We start from the raw sequence: 17,245 nt of genomic DNA, 5'->3' as shown, positions 1-17,245 counted from the left end.
AATAGAGATGTTGGAAACCAAGGTCCGCACTCTTACAGAAACTAAGTTCGAATGCCTTTCTTGTGGAACCGTTTCCAGGCTTCCCGAAGGAGTTCCTACAGGGACTGTTTTTAAACTCACTTGTTATCGATGCGGCCAAAAGGCTTTGGTTAAATACGTATCTTCTCCACCTGAAACCTTAGAAGAAAAACAAACTCCCAAAGACGATATGCTGGTCCCCTCTGTTGGAGCTCCAACATATCAGGAAAGGGAACGACCTATCGTTCGTCCTATTCAAAAAGAAGTTCCGCAAGAATCTCCGTTTTTGAGGATCATAGAAGGTCTACAATCCAAATGGGAAACTTGGAAAAAGTTTTGGTCCAAAGATCCCTCGGAAGATCGCCCTTGGTTCCAGAAAGTCAGAACCGAAGCGGAATCACCAACACCCTTCCATCGTCCGATCAAAACTTTGTCCGAAAGACTATTGGAAAAGGGGAGAAGGTTCCAATTTCCAAAGTTCCGTCCGAATATTTGGCTCATTCTAATTCCTTTACCCTTGGCATTGGTGTTCCTGATCTTTTTCTGGATGGGGGTTATTCAAAAGGAAGCGGAAGTCCCGGGTCTATTAAGTATTTTTTATATTCATCAACCCACTATCATATATGATCGGGACGGTAGGAAGGTCTCCGAAATTTTCGGCAAAAAGACCAGCAATTTGGAATGGGAAGCTTATCCCGAAAATCTGAAAAAAATGGTACTCCTTGTGGAGGATCGTAGCTTTTTCTCTCATGGAGGGATACATTATTCTTCCGTGCTCCGTGCGTTCTTCGTAAATATAATCAGTCTTCGATTTAAACAAGGTGCTTCCACAATTACACAGCAGTTGGCTCGAATCCTTCTGAACGACCGCGAAAAAAGTTTGGGAAGAAAGTTGAAAGAGGCCCAGCTTGCTTATGCGCTCGAATCTTCCTTAGATAAGGAAAAGATCCTATTACATTATATGAATAATGTGTATCTGGGACATGGGGCTTTCGGGTTTGCGAGTGCTTCGGAATTTTATTTCGGAAAAAAGCCGAAAGACTTGAATGTGGCGGAGATGATCGTCCTGGCGTCTTTGGCATCCGCTCCTAATCGTTTTTCTCCATTAAAAAATCCTGATCTTTCTTCCGGCAGAGTAGAGGCGATCTTACGATCTCTAGAGAATGACGGCGCATTAAAGGAAGATCTAAGGCCTACGATCCAAGACATCTATCAGGCATTTAACACACGTTCTCCCGGGGAGACAGTGTATGGAAATCGTAAGGATGATTCTCCTTATGTGACCGAACATGTCAGAAAATTCCTCCAGACAATGTATCCGGATACGAATATATATGAAAGCGGAGGATTTTCAGTTTATACCACGATCTCTCAGCCGGTCCAGGCGGAATTGCAGAAAGTTGTCAAAACTCATGTGGAGAATCTCTTAAAGAGCGGACAAGTTAGACGAAATCGACTCACGGAGAACGGTAAAAATGCGGATGTAAACCCATTCCGAAATTTAGTCGCCGAACTTTCTCCCGCGTTGGAATTATTCATAGATACGGATCGATTCGTTACAGGCGGAGACAGCGGACTACAGGCTGCAATCGTTGCAGTGGATCCTCAAACGGGAGACGTTCTTCTATTACACGGGGGAACGGAATTCAAATCGGATAACCAATTCCCAAGAGCTACCGGAATGTATAGACAGACAGGATCAACGATCAAGCCGATCCTTTATTCGGAAGCGATTGATTCCGGGATCGCTAATCCCGCGACACGTATCTTAGATGCACCTTTGATCTATAAAAACTCCGTCTCGAATTGGATGCCTGAAAATATCGGGAACCAATATGACGGTGATATTTCTCTCAGAGTCGCGCTTGCTAAATCCAAAAACACCGCGGCGGTCCAGATTGCCGAAAAACTAGGATTAGGCGAGATCTCGAATGCATTTGAAAGGTTTTTCTTTCCGGAAGAAAAAGTATTAAAGAATAGATTCAGGCGGGATCTTTCTTTAGCATTGGGGTCCTTGGAACTTTCTCCTTTGGAAATGGCTTCCGCCTATTCAGCCTTCGCTAATGATGGAAATATAGTTCGGCCTCATTTGATCGAAAAAGTAGTCGATAGAGCGGGTAACGTTGTTTACCAAAGAAAAGACCAGGACGAATTTAATTTGAAATGGCCGCAAACAAGAAAAGCGATTTCGCCTCCTACCGCAGAGATCATGGTGGATCTATTGCATGGAAGTGCAAACCACGCAGGTGTCCGCAATACCGGTTATAGGGGAGAAGTTGCCGGAAAAACGGGGACCACAAACGATCACAGAGACGCTTGGTTCGTAGGGGTAAGGCCTGGAATTTCTATGGCGGTTTGGTTAGGTTACGATTCTCCCGGTTTCGGAATGGGAAGTTCTGCGTTAGGCGGAACAATTGCAGCTCCTTTATGGGGAACGATCGCAAAACTATTCGACTCTGCGGAATCGGGTGATAAGGAAGAAAGAAAAAAATACCAATACTCGCAACGAGCGGTGAATATGGAAATCTGTCCTGAATCGGGAAAACTCCCTGGGCCGGAATGTCCTAAAAAAACCGGCGAACTATTTCATCCATCTCATCTTCCTGCGGAAACCTGTCCTCTGACCCATAAGTCGGATGCAAAACAGGAGCTTTTGAAGAATGTTTTCTAAAAAAAAGAATACGGCTTCTTTCTTTCTGATATTTTTTTTACTCCCGAGTTTAAGCTTCGCGGTTTCCTACGAAGAAGCTTATGAATTGGAAAAACTTTCTCCCATATTCGCGATCCCGTTATACGAAGAAGTCGTCCGCTCTTCCGGCACAGGTGACTTTAAAAAAACTGCATCTTCCAGGCTCTACTTTTTATACGAAAAATTTAACAAATATATACCCGCCATCCAATATCAAACTAGGGCAGGGAGTCTGAAAAACAAAAAGGGGGAATGGTCTTCTCTTGTAAAAACACTTTCGGATGGATTGGGAGTTACACCGTTCTCCTTATTGGCCGTTATAAATTCCTGTTCTAAGGAAACTCTCGTTTGGGAATCTCCTGAACCCACGGTCCATCCCGAAACAGGTGAGTTGATCCAGCCGACTCCTCCCGATCCTTACAGAGTATTGTCCAAAAAAGAAAATCATTCTTTGATCCGTCTTTGTTACTCTCTTAAAATGAAACAAAGGGATTTTGAAGGATGGGATAACGTATTCTTTTATCTATTCTCGAAAGATGTTCTGACAAGAGACGAGGCACTTCCACTTTGGGTCGGATCTTCTATTCAATCCGGGAAAGGAACACCGTATAGAAGAGTGTTTTTTTCCGGACGATTCAAGGAATTAAGCAACGAATCCAAATCGGATCTGCTATTCTTATACGCGAAGTTTCTCAGACATAACGGGAAATTCGAATCCAGTACAAGATATTTTCTGACAAGCGGGACATACGCTTCTTCCAAACGGGGAAAATGGGAGACTGCAAAAAATCTGCTGATCATGGACCGAAAAAAAGAGGCCTGCACAATGATCGGAGATTCATTCAACGCAGGAGACGAATCCGAAATTTTAATGAAGAAGATCTGCCAGTCAGGTAACTGGGATTGGATACAGGCCTATTTGCCTGCTCTCAAAATTTTAATGAGAGAAAATCCCGATCCGGTATTTGCTTATGCGCTCGAGGGTGGAGGTAGAGAAGCGATCGACTTATTCTTAAAACAAGTCGGTTCCAAAGTTTCCGATAAAGACGACGACTCGGAAGAAGATTCCGAATCGGCTGATATTCTAAATAAACTCATCCCTCCCGAGAATAGAAATAAATTTCCTTTTTGGGATGCTCGCGACAAAGAAGCGGACTTAGTTGTTCCGGACAGAGCAAAATATTTGTGCAAAGTAATACGCAGACCATTTTTCGGAACACCATCGATCCAACCCCAGTTCTGCAAAGAAGTTTCCCCGGGAAGTTTGGAAACATTACTTTCCATCGTGGCGGAAGAAGAGGAAGAAGCAAGTTTCACATTTGCGGATCCTGCTTATCTTCCTCTATCCATAAAATGGATCTGGAAAAACGGATTTGAATCGGAATCGAATGGGGAAACGGCGCCCCCGAAATTTTTGGGCCCTTCTTCCGAGCCCGGTCCTTGGAATTTGGAATATATAGTATATCGTAAAATCCTAAATCGTGCTTACGTTGAGATCCGCTTGAAAGACAAATATTTTGTGGTTTCCGTGAAACCTTCGTACGTTGTTTGGAACAAGAATTAAGGTTTTGTAAAGAATCCTTCGGGCGACTCCCTCGCTTTGCTCGGGCCGCGCTCTACGCTTCAATCAGCAAAGCGCCATAAACGGCGCATTGCCGGATTTCCGCTGCGATCGCTGTCGCGTGCTAGAAGTTTAGAGAAGTTATGTGTTATATGGAAAGGTAAGGGATATCGGAAGGATTAGCTCATAGTCATGCTTTTGCCCAAGGAGCAAAATGTTCTAAATTTGACATTTTTACCATTTCGTTCTCATGAAATGATGATTTTGTTAGTCTTAGCTTATCCTTTTTCATCGATAAAGGTTTCTTTTCTGGTAAAGTGGAAATAATTGAAAAAATTAATTCTGCCAACTGCCTTCTTTTTTCATCATCTACGTAAAAAAGTTCATAATGACGATCGGAATAGAATGCATTTATTTTCGGACGAGTATTAGGATTATGACGGATATTTAATTTTAGGTTATAAAGACTTTGGGCTTCAATATCTACATAATATAAATGCTGAAGCGTATCCCTCGCGGAAGCGGCGTAGATGAACGTTATTAATTCGATTTCATTGACAAAATTTTCTGTAATACCTTCATTCTTTACAATAAAAACTGAGAGATTATCATCTTTAGGAGAAAGGTCCTTAATTGCTTTCCCTAATGCTTCTTCTTTATTTGAAACATATTCTTCAAAGATCCAATGTCCTTTATGGAGAAGAAATCTAAAGACAGATTTATGTTTAAAATTCTTCCATTGTTTGTTGAACAACAGTTTTGATATAATTATTTGGGGTATTTTCAAGAATTTTTCGAAGTGCATCTTTTCTGTTATTTTCATCTATGGCATACCACTTGCCAATGGCTTCGATCAAATAATATCGTATATATTTGCCCAATTTTTCATCCAAAGCATATTGCATTGTTTTTTCAAAATAATCTACCGGATGCCTGGACAATGCAGATATTATTATATCCAATTCTTTTTCACTTTTATAAGTGCTCAACATATTTATGCAATAATTATACGTTGAATCATTGTAAATAGCGTTAGACAACACTTGATGAATTACTGCGCCGGAAGCATTTGCTGAGTCTTCAACAAGGGTTGCTATTTCCTTTTCTGAAAGGGGAGATGCGCTGACGCTCTCTTCGCAAATTGACCCTAAAACATTAACAAGACTTGTTGAAAGATTTTTTATTGACGACGAAAATTCTTGAACTTCCTTCTTCCATTCCTTTACTGGAGTGAAGGGTATTGTGATTTTATTTTTATTTAATGTGGTTGCTTGCATATTTATTAAATTCTCCAATCTTATCGACGAATTTACGAATAGACTTATCTTTATTATCTGATTTCTCTATAAATCGATCTTCGAAGTTAAAATTTACCCTATCCCCAGAAACTGAATCGATCGCATAATTAATCAGTATGTCATGTTCTTTCTTTATTCTATAGAGAAATTCTGAATGATTAACGTTATCCTTTACATTTAGCTCTTTATAGCTTTCTTCGAGAATCTTCTTTATTGAATTCTTCTTAGATTCCGGTAAGGTTAAATGTAAATTGTATCCTATTGCTGTAATCGGAGTATGCGGCAATATTTTAAAGAGTTGAATCAAAAAATTGAACTTACTACTATTAAATCTTTCTAAATTATTAACATTTTGTATTCTAATTATATTTTGAGATACGAAAAAATATACCTGAAGATCTTTCAGGAGAAACCTTAGCTGCCTTGATAGATAATCAAATTCTGCTAAAATTTCACCGCTGTATATATTCTTTTTCTTCATCCAATCGGGATTAAAGAGGCCCAGATTGAACGAGCCTATTAGCACAACATCTTCATATAATATTTGCATAAGAGTAAAGTCGAAAGCTTAACATTTGATGGGATCTCTATTAAGAGTTATGCGACATTATAAATATGATTTAAATAAATACAATATAAGCTACTAAAATTTCCATAAATATTTAAACGTTAAATGATTTAACTATTACTTTACACATCTAAAAACCAAATAATTCCAATGCTCTATTCCGGATAATTGAGAAAGTTTATCGGATTCGCCGTTACGCAGTCTCGCGTCCTGCTCGACTGGGCTCCACGGCGTCTTGCTCGCGCCTTCGTCCATCCATGGACTCGGCACGCGTTTGCTTACGCTCTCTACGGATCGCTGCAAACGCTTTCGCTCGCAAGCTTCGAATCCTTCCGGACTTTTTTGTTTATTAGAATTTAATTGTGATGGAAAAGGGAGAAACTTTTTTGGGCAGGGAAGGATTCGAACCTTCGAAGGCTGGGCCAGCAGATTTACAGTCTGCCCTCGTTGACCGCTTGAGTACCTACCCGTTGTTGAGAGCCATTATTTTTGCTCAGGGTGGCTGGTCAATCTTATTCGGAAAATGAACGAGCTGCCTATAGGAATCGAACCCACAACCGGCTGATTACAAATCAGCTGCTCTACCAATTGAGCTAAGGCAGCGTTCAGAGACAGTTTTCGAAACCATTTTGTCGGGTCAATCGATTAAAAAGGATTTTCTCCTACTTTCGAGTATTGTCTTTTGGACAGATGCCTCTTTTTCTGATCAATACCGGAATGACTCTTTCTATCCTTTTTTTTTATACGGGATACTGGTTTCGCTTTCGGAACAATCGACTTCATCGTATTTTTAATTCAGGTGGAATTCTTTTCAATTTGGGGACCGCCGTTTACCTGCTCGGGTTAAAGTATTTGGCGGAAGGAATTGAGCAGGCAGGTTTGATCGCAATTGTAGATAGACTATACATAGACATTCATAGGGCGGTCGCGGCTTTTACCTTGATCTTAATGTTACTCATGGGTTGGTCCGGACTTACTAGAAAAAAAGAATTCCATAGGAAGCTTCATTTTATTTTTCTACCATTATACACACTCGTTTATCTATCGGGACTGTTTTTGTTCCGTTCGAATTAATACGGAGCCTTTGCAACCATGGAAGACACCAAAGAAATCAAAATATTCGCAAATAATATCCGCAAAAACGTGATTAAAATGGTCACTGCGGCTAAATCCGGTCACCCGGGAGGTCCTCTGGGACTTGCGGATATCTACGCAGTATTATACAAAAAGGTCCTAAATCACAAACCTTCCGATCCGGATTGGGAAGATAGAGACAGGCTTATCCTTTCCAATGGTCACGTATGTGCAGTACGTTATGCTGCTATGGCCCAAGCGGGATTTTTTCCCGAATCCGAACTTCTTACCTTTCGGAACATAAACTCCAAACTACAAGGACATCCTTCCACCCGCTACTTAAAAGGGATCGAAAGTTCCTCCGGGTCCTTAGGCCAAGGACTTTCCGTTGCCGTCGGGATCGCTTTAGGAGCGAGACTTTCTAAAAAAGATTACAAAGTATATGCATGTATTTCCGACGGAGAATGTGGAGAAGGAATGACTTGGGAAGCGGCACAATCGGCTGCCCATTATAAGACCGATAACCTGATCGCTTTTATGGATAAAAACGGAATACAGATCGACGGATTCACAAAAGACGTAATGAATCTGGAGCCTCTCAACAAAAAGTTTGCCGCTTTCGGTTGGAACGTTTTAGAAGCGGACGGTCATAATATCGACTCCATTATCACCGCCTTTGAAAAAGCAAAGTCCCATAAAGGTTCTCCCACGATTATTCTTTTCGAAACCGTACTCGGCAAAGGTGTCTCCTTTATGGAAAATAATCCTGGATGGCATGGAACTCCTCCAAATGCGGAACAAGAAAAGAAAGCATTGGAAGAATTAGAGCAAGTAACCGCTTAATCCTCTCGGGTTAGAGAAAGAAATTTTCTAACCTGAATATTTCTCTTAGCATAACAAAAGTCTCATTCGATTTTTCCGATCACTTAAACAAGTGCGTTCGAAAAAGATGGAAGACATAGTTTACTTATTGTACTCATCCTTTTTTGTTTGGATCTTTCAGATCCGAATTGACTTTCGTTTTTGAAATTGGATTTTATAGATATGCAATCCTCCGATTCTTCTTTCGGTATAGTTCCCTTTCCCCCGGATAAGATCGAGGACAAGTTTTATCAGTTGGAGTTTTCTTCTCTTCAGGATAAATCCAGGATCATAAAAGAGATCGCAAGTATGATCCCTTGGCAGGTTCGAATACAAGATATTGCGGACGAACTCAAAGATCCGACTCTTAGAGTATTTGCTCGTTCGGTTAGTGCTGCCGTTCATTCGGAAAGGATCGGTTACCGTTATTCTATCTTAGCGGAGAAGGGACATCCGAATCATTACGACGATCTGGAAGAGGGTGTATTCCTTCTTTCTTCCGTGATCGATTCGGATCTATCTTATCTAGAGTTCAGGACGTATCTGGACAAGATTGCTATCCGGGTCGAAGAGCTGGTGGATTTGAACGAGGACCTTGCTTCCGACGAGGTTAAGGTGCATTTTTTAACCAGAGTACTCTCCCAGGAAGAAGGTTTCGGCGGAAATCACGACCAATACGAGGACCCGAACAATTCGTATCTTCACAAAGTATTCTCTTCCAAAAAAGGGATCCCGATCTCTCTTTCCGTTATTTATCTATTAGTGGCTCATAGATTGCAGCTCCCCTTATACGGGGTCAATATGCCTCTGCATTTTCTCTTACATTTCGAATCTTCCGAATTCCAAACCTATATAGATTCTTATCATGGCGGGGTGATGTTGGATCGTTCTACCTGTATTCGTTTTCTAAAAGCGAACGGTTTTCAGGCACACGAAAGATATTTCACTCATGCGAGCAGTTTGACAATTCTTAAAAGAATGTTCCGTAACCTCATCCACATCTACCGCAAAAAGGAAGACAGGGATATGGAAAAGATCCTTTCCCGTCATCTTCTCGCCCTGGACAATAAATGGAAACCTTGACCATAATTTGGTCCCGAACTTCTCCCCTCGCGTCCTTTACTGCTTGAGCCGAAAATTCGTTTCTAAATACTGTCGTAACAGGAAACCCGCGTGAAAGCAAAAGGATTGAAGGATCTCTTAGTCCGTAAGTTCGATAAAAAACTAAAAGATATCATAGACGAAGATCTACGAATTCTGGCCGAGATTAAAGAATATACGATCCGTTCCGGAGGAAAGAGGATCCGACCTATTCTACATTATTGCCTTTGTAAGATCCTGGGCTATAAGGGAGAAAAATATTCCGATGTGGGTGCGATTGCGGAGCTTATCCATGCTGCGAGCCTTCTTCATGACGACGTGGTGGACGAGGCCCAGACCAGAAGGGGAATCCCTAGTGTTCCTTCAAAATTCGGGAACAAAACTTCTATCTTGGCCGGAGATTATCTTCTTGCATGCGGGATAGATCATCTCAATAGTTTGGGCTCTCCGGATCTTATGGATCTGTTTACAACCGTTATTAAAGATCTTTCCGTAAGCGAACTCATTCAAATGGAATGGGAAAAAAATCCCAAAATTACATTAGATATCTATAATAAAGTAGTTTATGGAAAGACCGCATCCTTATTCGGAGCGGTATCGGAAGCGGCGGGGATATTGGCGGAAGTTCCCAAGAAGACCAGAAAAAAACTACATGAGTTCGGGATCCGCTTAGGTTCTTTATTCCAAAAACAGGATGATGCGATCGATTATTTCCAAGCCGGAAATCAAACCGGAAAAATCCCTTTAAAAGATTTTCGAAACGGTTTATATACTTATCCGATCCTAAAACTATTGGAAATTGCGGACAAAAACGACAAAAAACTGGCTCATTCCTTGTTTGCTAAGGAGGAAAGGAATTCGGACGACGATCTGGTCATTCTATCCTTATTGAATAGATATAATATTCGAAAAAGTTTAAATGAAGAATTTGTTGCCGATGTCGAAGGCCTGTTAAACTTCTTAAAATCCTTTCCCGAGTCCAGTGAAGGCGCTTTGGTTGAAGAACAATTCCGCAAATTGATGGAAGTGTAATCTTTCAGAAAGAAGCGGATATCGTTCTTCTTAACTTTCTCAAAAAAAGCCGCAGTGGTCTGCGGCTTTTTTATCTTACGTTTAACTTTCGATTACTGACCGGTAGTGGAAGATGAACCGGACGGGATAGCGTTACTTGTACAGTTAATATCACCTTTGATCGAAACGGTAGGACCGCTTGCAGTATTCGTATTATAACATTTTAAACCGTCTTGCGTATAACACATACTGGAAGAAGTCGCAGAGGTACAATTGATAAAGTCCGTAGTATAACATTGAGTCAAAGCAAGACCTGCGGATCCGGTTGTTACTTTATTGCCGACTAGGTCCAAAGTAACCGTCAGATAGGAAAGAGCCTGGGTGCTGGAAGTTCCCGTATCCACAGGCACTCCGCTTCCTCCCCAGAAAATTTTTCCGTAGTTTGCTACCACAGGCGCTACTCCCAAAGCAGGAAGACCGGAGAAAGAGAAACCTTGTTGAGCGTCCACTGTTCCTTGGTTTTGGGTCGCATCATAAACGAATTTCAAGGTTACGAATGCTCCCGTAGTAAAATACATCCTGGAGTTGATCGTGAATAAGTTCGTAGTGGAACCTGTGCTTGTAGTAGTTCCGGTTGTCGTTCCGCTGCCGGAACTGGAATAAGGAGTTGCTGTTCCACAATTGGATGTTTTGTCCTTATCGATCTCTCCCTGGATTGGGAATGTGGAACCGTCTGTTCCGGTAACCGTAAGATCTACTTTATTCGTATCGCCCGTATTACAAGATACGAGCACTGCGACCGTGGCGATTAGGCCGACTAATACCGGGAACATTTTGGAAATATAAGTTTTGGAGAACGCCATAATTCTAATATCTATCTTCGGAAAATCATGGTCAAGAATGAAATCTTGGGAACGAAAACTCGACCTGTTGGTCCATAAGACCGGAAAACCCCTCTAAAGGTTCCGCCATTGAGTTGACGTAGCTCTAATTTTGGTTTTCGATCGTCCTTCTGATGAATGTAAGGGCCGAATCTTATTCCGATTATAAACCGGGTGTTTTAGAAAAATGGGGCATCCAAGTTCTCCGGAATTATGTCAATGGAGAAAAAGAAGCGGAAAGAACACTGGGACCAAGTCCCGACTTCTTTCCTAAAAGTACTCGGATTATTTACTGGGCTTCCTTCTTGGGATTGCAGATCGGATTTTGGACCACTTATTTTATTATCTTAGTGGAGAAACTTTTTCCGGAGTCTCCCGAAACATTCTCTCCCGAGTTTATAGAAAAGTGGAGTTATGCCGGAGCAGCGCTTGCCATCGGGACCATAATAGAATTTTATTTACTCTATAAATTAGGATTATGGGCCGCATATAAACTCACAAAACTTTCCGGGATCCCACTGGAAGAAGATCCGGATCTTGTTACCGGAAACGCAAATTTACTTTCCAGAATGGCCCTGGAAATCCCGGACCCGGATCTAAAACTATTAGGAATAGATCCGTTACGACTCACGGACAAAAGAAGTTTACTTATAAGAACGTTCTTTTATAAGACGAAGGTATTACTTTCCAACCTGATCGCAAAGATCGTACTCAGAAAAATTTTAGCAAGAAACTCTCTGAGAGTCTACGCGGACTATATTGCGGCACCTATCACTGCGATCTGGGACGGAGTAGTCATGTATCTAATCTTAAAAGAACTCAGGATTAGGCTACTCTCTCGAATCATAGCAAAAGAAGTTACGGACGAAATATTAAAGAATACGGATAGACTCAGTAAAGAAGCAAAGGTCGCATTTTTGGCTGCAGTCGGGAATTCGGTCGTATTCACACAAAGATTTCATCCCAACTTGGAATATATGCTGATCAAAATGCACAAAGGATTCGGTTTGAATTCTCAGAACGGATCATTGGATGATCTGGATACATTCGGAAGTTTGGTCTCCCAATTATCTAAAGAAGAAAGGAAAGCTTGCTTAAGATTATTATGTATCGCGTGTTCCTTCGACGGAAAACTGTCTTCTTTCGAAACAAAACATATCAAACGAATATTGAAAGAAGAAGCAAAAGAGAATTTGGACTCTATTCGAATTCTTTCCGAGTACATCCGAAAAGGAAATTTAGAAGCTTGCAGAGAAAGGAGTCGATTATTTTCCTAGAAGACGGACTAAACTAATCGATTTAGTTAGGGGAGAATTCGAGTTTGAAAATCCATCACTATGACTCAATTCCGGATGTAAAGGAGATTGGAGACGGAATTTTTAAAACGGAGATCCCTCAACCGTTTTATGCGCCCAATAATATTTATATTCTTCCGGATGGCGAACCTGCACTTATAGATTCAGGCTATCTTGCCAATTTGGGGATGCTCCAAAGAGCTCTCAGAAAGATCGGGCTCAGTCTGAATAAAATCAAACATATCTTCTATACTCATAATCATTTGGATCATCTCAGCGCGGTTCTCATGATCCGTTATTATACGGACGCGAAATTATACGCAATGAAAGGAATGGCCTCAGGTATCGGAAATTATCTGGAACATGTGGAAATGTTCAACAGAGCATCCAAACGATTGGTCTACAAAGGACATAGGGTTCCGGAAGATCGTAAAAGAGAACTAGCAAGGATAGAAGAAGGGAACCTAAACTTAAGAAATACATTAAGCAGAGGAACTCGTATCGATCCTATCTTAAAATTCGATATAGAATTAGTCGAAGGGGACGTGATCCATGCAGGCGGGAGAGATATCGGATTCCTACATACTCCGGGTCATAATCTTTGGCATCTTACTCCTTATATCCTGGAAGAGAATATATTTTTCACAGGGGATTTGGTCTTACAAAATATCTCTTCTATTTACGCGGAGATAGACGGGAATCTGGAAGAATACTATCGTTCTTTAGAGAGGATCTCTAAGATGAGCATTCGCAGGTTATTGCCGGCCCATGGACCGGAACCCGAGTCCCCTCAAAAGGCAATTAAACTTCTACATAAAACGTTGCAGATCTTGGAAAGAGGTGTGATCCGCAGACTTAAGGAGAAAGAATACGATCTTTCCGCTTTAACTTTAGAAGCGATGGGAGAGAAGGTGGCTAATTCAGGATATTATAATACTGCGATGGCGATCTTACATTCTATGGTCCGTAAGTTTATAGATAAGGGCTGGGTGGAAATTATAGAAACCGAACCGCCTTACGAGACATACCGCTGGATTGCTGGTCAAGAGTCACAGAGTTAGAGGAGTCACAGTGTTTTTTCGCACAGAGTCACAAGGGCACAGAGAGGTTCTTCAATAAATGACTCTTAACTATACTACGTGTCTTAGTGCCTCTGTGTGAACCATCTCTATGTCTCTCTTAGCCTTTGTGTCTCAAACCTCGGGGATCACTTCTCCGAAAAAGCGTGTTTCTTTGATCTTCAAGTTGTAAGCCTTGATAAACAAAAGTTCCAGATTGATCACATCTTCTCTATTGTATTTCAAAAGAAGATCTAACGCGTCTTGGTCGTCGTACTGAACATACTGCCACCATAATCGTACTGCATCCGCACCGTTTACTTCGTAAGGAAGATCTCTTTTGATCCCTAAAGCTTTTTCACATCCTTTCAGACCACCTTTGATCCCGAGGCTGCGAAGGATGTACATTATATCCAAATGGCGGTTCCTAAATTTTCTTCCGAATTCTTTTTCTAAAAAAGGGACATCGAATGCAGCTCCGTTATAAGTCACAAAAACTTGGGACGAAGAAAGTTCTTCCGGAAAATCATCCATATTCCTTCCTCGTAAATATGTTTTGAAATTGTTACCGTCGTAGGTCCCCACAACGGTAACAAAATCCCCACTGCCTAATCCGGAGGTTTCAATGTCCAAGTAGAGAAGATTATCTCGAATAATCGGGAATAATCTCCATTTTTGTTGGTTGGGTAGGGCAAAGAAAAAGTAATCCCAGTTCTTTCTGTCCATTTCCTTTCTGGAAAAATCCAGAGAGTCCAAAAGTAATCTGGAATGCATGTCTGAAGGGGACTTTACTTTTTCTTTAAGTATTTCTCTGAATTGTTCCCAATAAAGAATTCCTTGGTCCCAGAGTTTTCCTTCTTCGATCACGTCGATTCCGGGGAGATGGCAGAATGTGTGTTCTAACAATGATCCCCCTGGAAGTTAACCGCTAATTTTGAAAGATACCTTCTTTCCGACAAAGAAGAATAACGTGAATAATAAAATAGTATATAGATAAAATGGAAGATTTCCCCATTCCGAATAGAAGGTATTTCCACCTTCTTTCAATTTTGTTGCGGGAAGTAAAAAGGACCTTGTATCCTTTTCTCCGTATCTGGTCGGATGGTTTAAACTTCTGCCATACGGATCCACTGCGAATGAAATTCCTGTGACCGCTGGACGCACCAGAGTAAGTCCGAATTCTATCGCTCTAAATCGGACAGCTCCTCCATGTTGCCAAGCTTCCACCTCGGAAGAGAACCAGGAATCATTAGTCGGATTTACAAAAAACGTAAATGTATCCTTGGATGCGAATTTTAGGGAGTCTCTGACAAGATAAGAAAACATCGCTTCGTAACAGATCAAAGGTAGGATCTGGTAGGAAACTTTCTCCACTTTGCCGGAGCCTGTTAAAATTGGACGGAAATGATCGGGATTTTGGATCAAAGGAGTTTCTTCTTCCGTTGGAAAGGAGGGAACTCTTTCTCTTTTTAAGGAGCGATTTCCGATCAATGGTCTAGGATCTCCTCCTGTGATATAAAAGGATGTTTCCTTAAACAGCTTTCTTAAAAATGGAAACGTCGATTCGAAAGGAATATATTCCCCGAAAGCGAGTAATCTTCGTTTGTCATAACGGATCACTTCTCCATTGGAAGACGAAAGAAGTGTGACCTGGTTTTTTAAACCTTCCGGGAATCGATTCAGCTCATTGTATAAAATATCGGCGCCGGTTTTGTACGTTAGATACATTAGGGCCCCATGGAATGTGGACGAATATACTCCTTGTACCGAATTTTCGTTCGGTATGGTTCCATGAAACGGGACTGCGGACTCCGGCAAAAATAAAAGATCGGGAGGAGGGGAGGTTCCCAAAGAAGAGCGAAGGCCTAACTCTAGGCTAGTGCTGATTGTCTGTCCTACGAATTCAGGATTTTCGGCCAGTTCCCTTTTGCCCGGCGATGTATTCGGTTGTATTAAGACTCCCGAAAGTTTTAGGACATCGTTCTCGATCGCAGGAGTGGAATTCGGAACACTATAATCCGGAGCGGAATAGAGTCGAAAACTTCCCAAGGTCCAAACAATTCCAAAAATGATAATGCCTACGATCCCGTACTGTTTTAAAGAATTGTTCCTAAACAATGTTAAGGATGAACTTCCTAAAAGTAGAAAAAATCCCACTCCGAATACACCTGTCCAAGATGCGATTTGGGAAAAAGATAGATTTCCTTCCGCTAAATTTCCCCAGTACCAAGGAAACAGTTGAGGAATTGCGAGATCGGATAAAACTCCCCAAACAGGAAAAATCGCCCAGCCGAATAGTGTAGTCTTGTCCGGGGAGTTAATGTGTTTATTATATAAGAATAAACTAAAATTCCATCCCAAATAAAAAACGATCAGTTTGCAATGGGAGAAAATCCCATACACTAAAAACAATGTCCAAGAAACTATAGCACCCGCTCCCGAAATTGCGGAAATAGAGGATGGGATCCAATAAAATACGATCAAATTAATGATCTGGGAAAGACCCAAAAGCCAGAAGATCGCCGACTTAAGTTCCCATTTTCTTAATTCCAAAAATAGAATATAGGTGCAGAACGCCGAGAGCCCTCCTGCGGGAAAAAACTCGAAGGGCTCCATTCCGAAAAGAATTCCGGACGCAATCCCGATCAGGCACAAAAAGGGGCGGATCGGATTTCTGGAAAACCGGATCATTTACCTTGCAATCGTCGTTGGTCTTCTTCCAAGGCTTTTCTTCTCGCGTAAGCCTCTGCTTCTTCTTGGCCTAGGATCTTAACTCTGATCTCGTTCAGGGCCTTTTCCTTCTCTTCCGGTCTCGCTGTTGGATGAGATTTTATCCAGGCTTGTTCTTCTTGAGCGGTTTGCTCTTCCTTCTTCTTTTCCGTTTCAATTTCTTTTAGGACTTTTTCAATCCGATCTGCTCCGTCCTTTCCGAAATATTTTTCCCGAATTGCACGCACTTGAGGATCTTTTTCCGCGGCGGATAATTTGTTGAGGTCAGCTTCTTTAAAATAAAGTTCGGTTTCGTATTTATTGAACTTAGGCTCTCTTTTGTTGATTGTATTATAATAATTTCCGTAAACGCTCTTACGATATTCTTCGTATCTCGCAAGTTTTTTGTCTCCCGGAAGATTTTTGACCTCGTTTAAAAATTGGTCATATCCGAATTGGAAATCCTTTTCCGCTTCTTCCAATCCGAAGATCAATTTTGCATCCTGGTCGGAAAAGATCTCTCTTCTTTTTTTCTTTATGATTTCGTAAATTTCTTCCTGGCTTTTTCCCCTAGGCTGCTCGAACTCTCTTAAGACGATCTCATAGGAAAGATACTTTCTGAACAAACCGACAAGTCTTTCTCCATCCGCTCCCGGATATTGTTCCAAGATAAACGCTTTTACTATTTCATTACATTGTTCAGGAGTATAATCTGTAGGACATTTTCTTCTCAATTCCCAAAGAGAAGATACCAGATCTAATTCTCCATTCGCGGCGTATTTTAAGATCTCATCATAACTTAACCATTCTCCGTCCTTATACAATTCGCGAGAGGTCGCCATGATCTCCGGATTGATGATCCATTCTCCGTTCTCGTTTTGGGTCACAGTAAAACCTGGAGAATCGTCTCCGTCAAAGCCGAAGTCTCTACCCACTGAACCGGGTTCCCAGAGAAGGAATACGATCAATACGATAAGGAATAAAAAACCAGAGGCAAAAAGCCAGATTTTGGGGGGGATTTCTTTTAAACGTTCTAACATTTGAAATATTTACCGGTTGGAAAGCATTGAAGCTATTGATCGGGTGCGAGAAGGCAAGAGTTTTTACGGAAAATAAATTGG

Annotated in this window: 15 protein-coding genes and 2 tRNA genes; 8 read left to right on the top strand and 9 right to left on the bottom strand. The window is 41.3% G+C overall.

All coding sequences use genetic code 11. From position 1 onward, the window contains the following. The first annotated feature begins 7 nt into the window (after positions 1-7). Together LEP1GSC192_RS03740 and LEP1GSC192_RS03735 are read left to right on the top strand one after the other, a co-directional pair. Positions 8-2,689 carry a transglycosylase domain-containing protein gene (locus LEP1GSC192_RS03740; protein WP_020768552.1) on the top strand — a complete coding sequence of 894 codons (2,682 nt, stop codon included), beginning with the start codon at positions 8-10 and terminating at the stop codon, positions 2,687-2,689. Next, positions 2,679-4,271, top strand: coding sequence for a hypothetical protein (locus LEP1GSC192_RS03735; protein WP_020768602.1), 1,593 nt, complete (start codon positions 2,679-2,681; stop codon positions 4,269-4,271). Before LEP1GSC192_RS03740 ends, LEP1GSC192_RS03735 begins: the two co-directional genes overlap by 11 nt. 187 nt (positions 4,272-4,458) lie before the next feature. Here the strand turns inward: LEP1GSC192_RS03735 and LEP1GSC192_RS03730 are convergent, their stop codons facing one another. From LEP1GSC192_RS03730 to LEP1GSC192_RS03705, 5 genes are all read right to left on the bottom strand, one after another. After that, positions 4,459-5,055: a hypothetical protein gene (locus tag LEP1GSC192_RS03730; RefSeq protein WP_232420949.1), complete on the bottom strand. Its 597-nt coding sequence runs from the start codon at positions 5,053-5,055 to the stop codon at positions 4,459-4,461. Further along, entirely contained in the window at positions 4,994-5,545 is a 552-nt protein-coding gene (locus LEP1GSC192_RS03725) for a hypothetical protein (protein WP_020768573.1), read from the bottom strand. The genes LEP1GSC192_RS03730 and LEP1GSC192_RS03725 overlap by 62 nt, the downstream gene beginning before the upstream one ends. Then, positions 5,523-6,047 carry a hypothetical protein gene (locus LEP1GSC192_RS03720; RefSeq protein WP_232420948.1) on the bottom strand — a complete coding sequence of 175 codons (525 nt, stop codon included), beginning with the start codon at positions 6,045-6,047 and terminating at the stop codon, positions 5,523-5,525. Before LEP1GSC192_RS03720 ends, LEP1GSC192_RS03725 begins: the two co-directional genes overlap by 23 nt. A 474-nt stretch (positions 6,048-6,521) precedes the next feature. Then, positions 6,522-6,603: transfer RNA gene (locus LEP1GSC192_RS03710), tRNA-Tyr, on the bottom strand. A gap of 61 nt (positions 6,604-6,664) precedes the next feature. Continuing rightward, a tRNA-Thr gene (locus LEP1GSC192_RS03705) sits at positions 6,665-6,737 on the bottom strand. Positions 6,738-6,824: 87 nt separating this feature from the next. Between LEP1GSC192_RS03705 and LEP1GSC192_RS03700 the strand changes: the two genes are divergently transcribed. The 4 genes from LEP1GSC192_RS03700 (at position 6,825) to LEP1GSC192_RS03685 (ending at position 10,202) form a co-directional block, all read left to right on the top strand. Then, positions 6,825-7,208 carry a hypothetical protein gene (locus LEP1GSC192_RS03700; RefSeq protein WP_020768634.1) on the top strand — a complete coding sequence of 128 codons (384 nt, stop codon included), beginning with the start codon at positions 6,825-6,827 and terminating at the stop codon, positions 7,206-7,208. Between the two features lie 18 nt (positions 7,209-7,226). Next, the gene (locus LEP1GSC192_RS03695; RefSeq protein ID WP_020768609.1) at positions 7,227-8,051 is read left to right on the top strand and encodes a transketolase; all 825 of its coding nucleotides are present in this window, start codon (positions 7,227-7,229) and stop codon (positions 8,049-8,051) included. Between the two features lie 201 nt (positions 8,052-8,252). Next, positions 8,253-9,152 carry a transglutaminase-like domain-containing protein gene (locus LEP1GSC192_RS03690; protein WP_036088987.1) on the top strand — a complete coding sequence of 300 codons (900 nt, stop codon included), beginning with the start codon at positions 8,253-8,255 and terminating at the stop codon, positions 9,150-9,152. A 90-nt stretch (positions 9,153-9,242) separates the two neighbouring features. Further along, positions 9,243-10,202 carry a polyprenyl synthetase family protein gene (locus LEP1GSC192_RS03685; protein ID WP_020768649.1) on the top strand — a complete coding sequence of 320 codons (960 nt, stop codon included), beginning with the start codon at positions 9,243-9,245 and terminating at the stop codon, positions 10,200-10,202. Positions 10,203-10,294: 92 nt separating this feature from the next. Here LEP1GSC192_RS03685 and LEP1GSC192_RS03680 read toward each other — a convergent pair whose 3' ends face one another. Then, positions 10,295-11,044, bottom strand: coding sequence for a hypothetical protein (locus LEP1GSC192_RS03680; protein WP_020768565.1), 750 nt, complete (start codon positions 11,042-11,044; stop codon positions 10,295-10,297). A gap of 152 nt (positions 11,045-11,196) precedes the next feature. Between LEP1GSC192_RS03680 and LEP1GSC192_RS03675 the strand changes: the two genes are divergently transcribed. Further along, positions 11,197-12,339 carry a hypothetical protein gene (locus tag LEP1GSC192_RS03675; RefSeq protein WP_020768585.1) on the top strand — a complete coding sequence of 381 codons (1,143 nt, stop codon included), beginning with the start codon at positions 11,197-11,199 and terminating at the stop codon, positions 12,337-12,339. Positions 12,340-12,383: 44 nt separating this feature from the next. Further along, positions 12,384-13,418, top strand: a complete 1,035-nt coding sequence (locus LEP1GSC192_RS03670; protein WP_020768571.1) for an MBL fold metallo-hydrolase — start codon at positions 12,384-12,386, stop codon at positions 13,416-13,418. A 132-nt stretch (positions 13,419-13,550) separates the two neighbouring features. Here the strand turns inward: LEP1GSC192_RS03670 and LEP1GSC192_RS03665 are convergent, their stop codons facing one another. Genes LEP1GSC192_RS03665 through LEP1GSC192_RS03655 form a run of 3 tightly spaced genes read right to left on the bottom strand, consistent with a single transcriptional unit; the run spans position 13,551 to position 17,164 of the window. Then, a complete protein-coding gene (locus LEP1GSC192_RS03665; RefSeq protein WP_036088933.1) occupies positions 13,551-14,321 on the bottom strand; it encodes a ribonuclease H-like domain-containing protein in 771 nt (256 codons plus the stop codon). Between the two features lie 15 nt (positions 14,322-14,336). After that, positions 14,337-16,106 (bottom strand): apolipoprotein N-acyltransferase, encoded by a 1,770-nt coding sequence (locus tag LEP1GSC192_RS03660; protein WP_020768533.1) that lies wholly within the window; start codon positions 16,104-16,106, stop codon positions 14,337-14,339. Next, positions 16,103-17,164 carry a lipase secretion chaperone gene (locus tag LEP1GSC192_RS03655; RefSeq protein ID WP_020768637.1) on the bottom strand — a complete coding sequence of 354 codons (1,062 nt, stop codon included), beginning with the start codon at positions 17,162-17,164 and terminating at the stop codon, positions 16,103-16,105. The genes LEP1GSC192_RS03660 and LEP1GSC192_RS03655 overlap by 4 nt, the downstream gene beginning before the upstream one ends. Positions 17,165-17,245: the final 81 nt, after the last annotated feature.

The sequence above is a fragment of the Leptospira sp. B5-022 genome, assembly GCF_000347035.1.
In the GTDB taxonomy this organism is placed as follows: Bacteria; Spirochaetota; Leptospiria; order Leptospirales; family Leptospiraceae; genus Leptospira_B; species Leptospira_B cinconiae.
The sequence above is the reverse complement of the archived record's forward strand: the minus strand, read 5'-3'. Positions and strand labels throughout refer to the sequence as shown.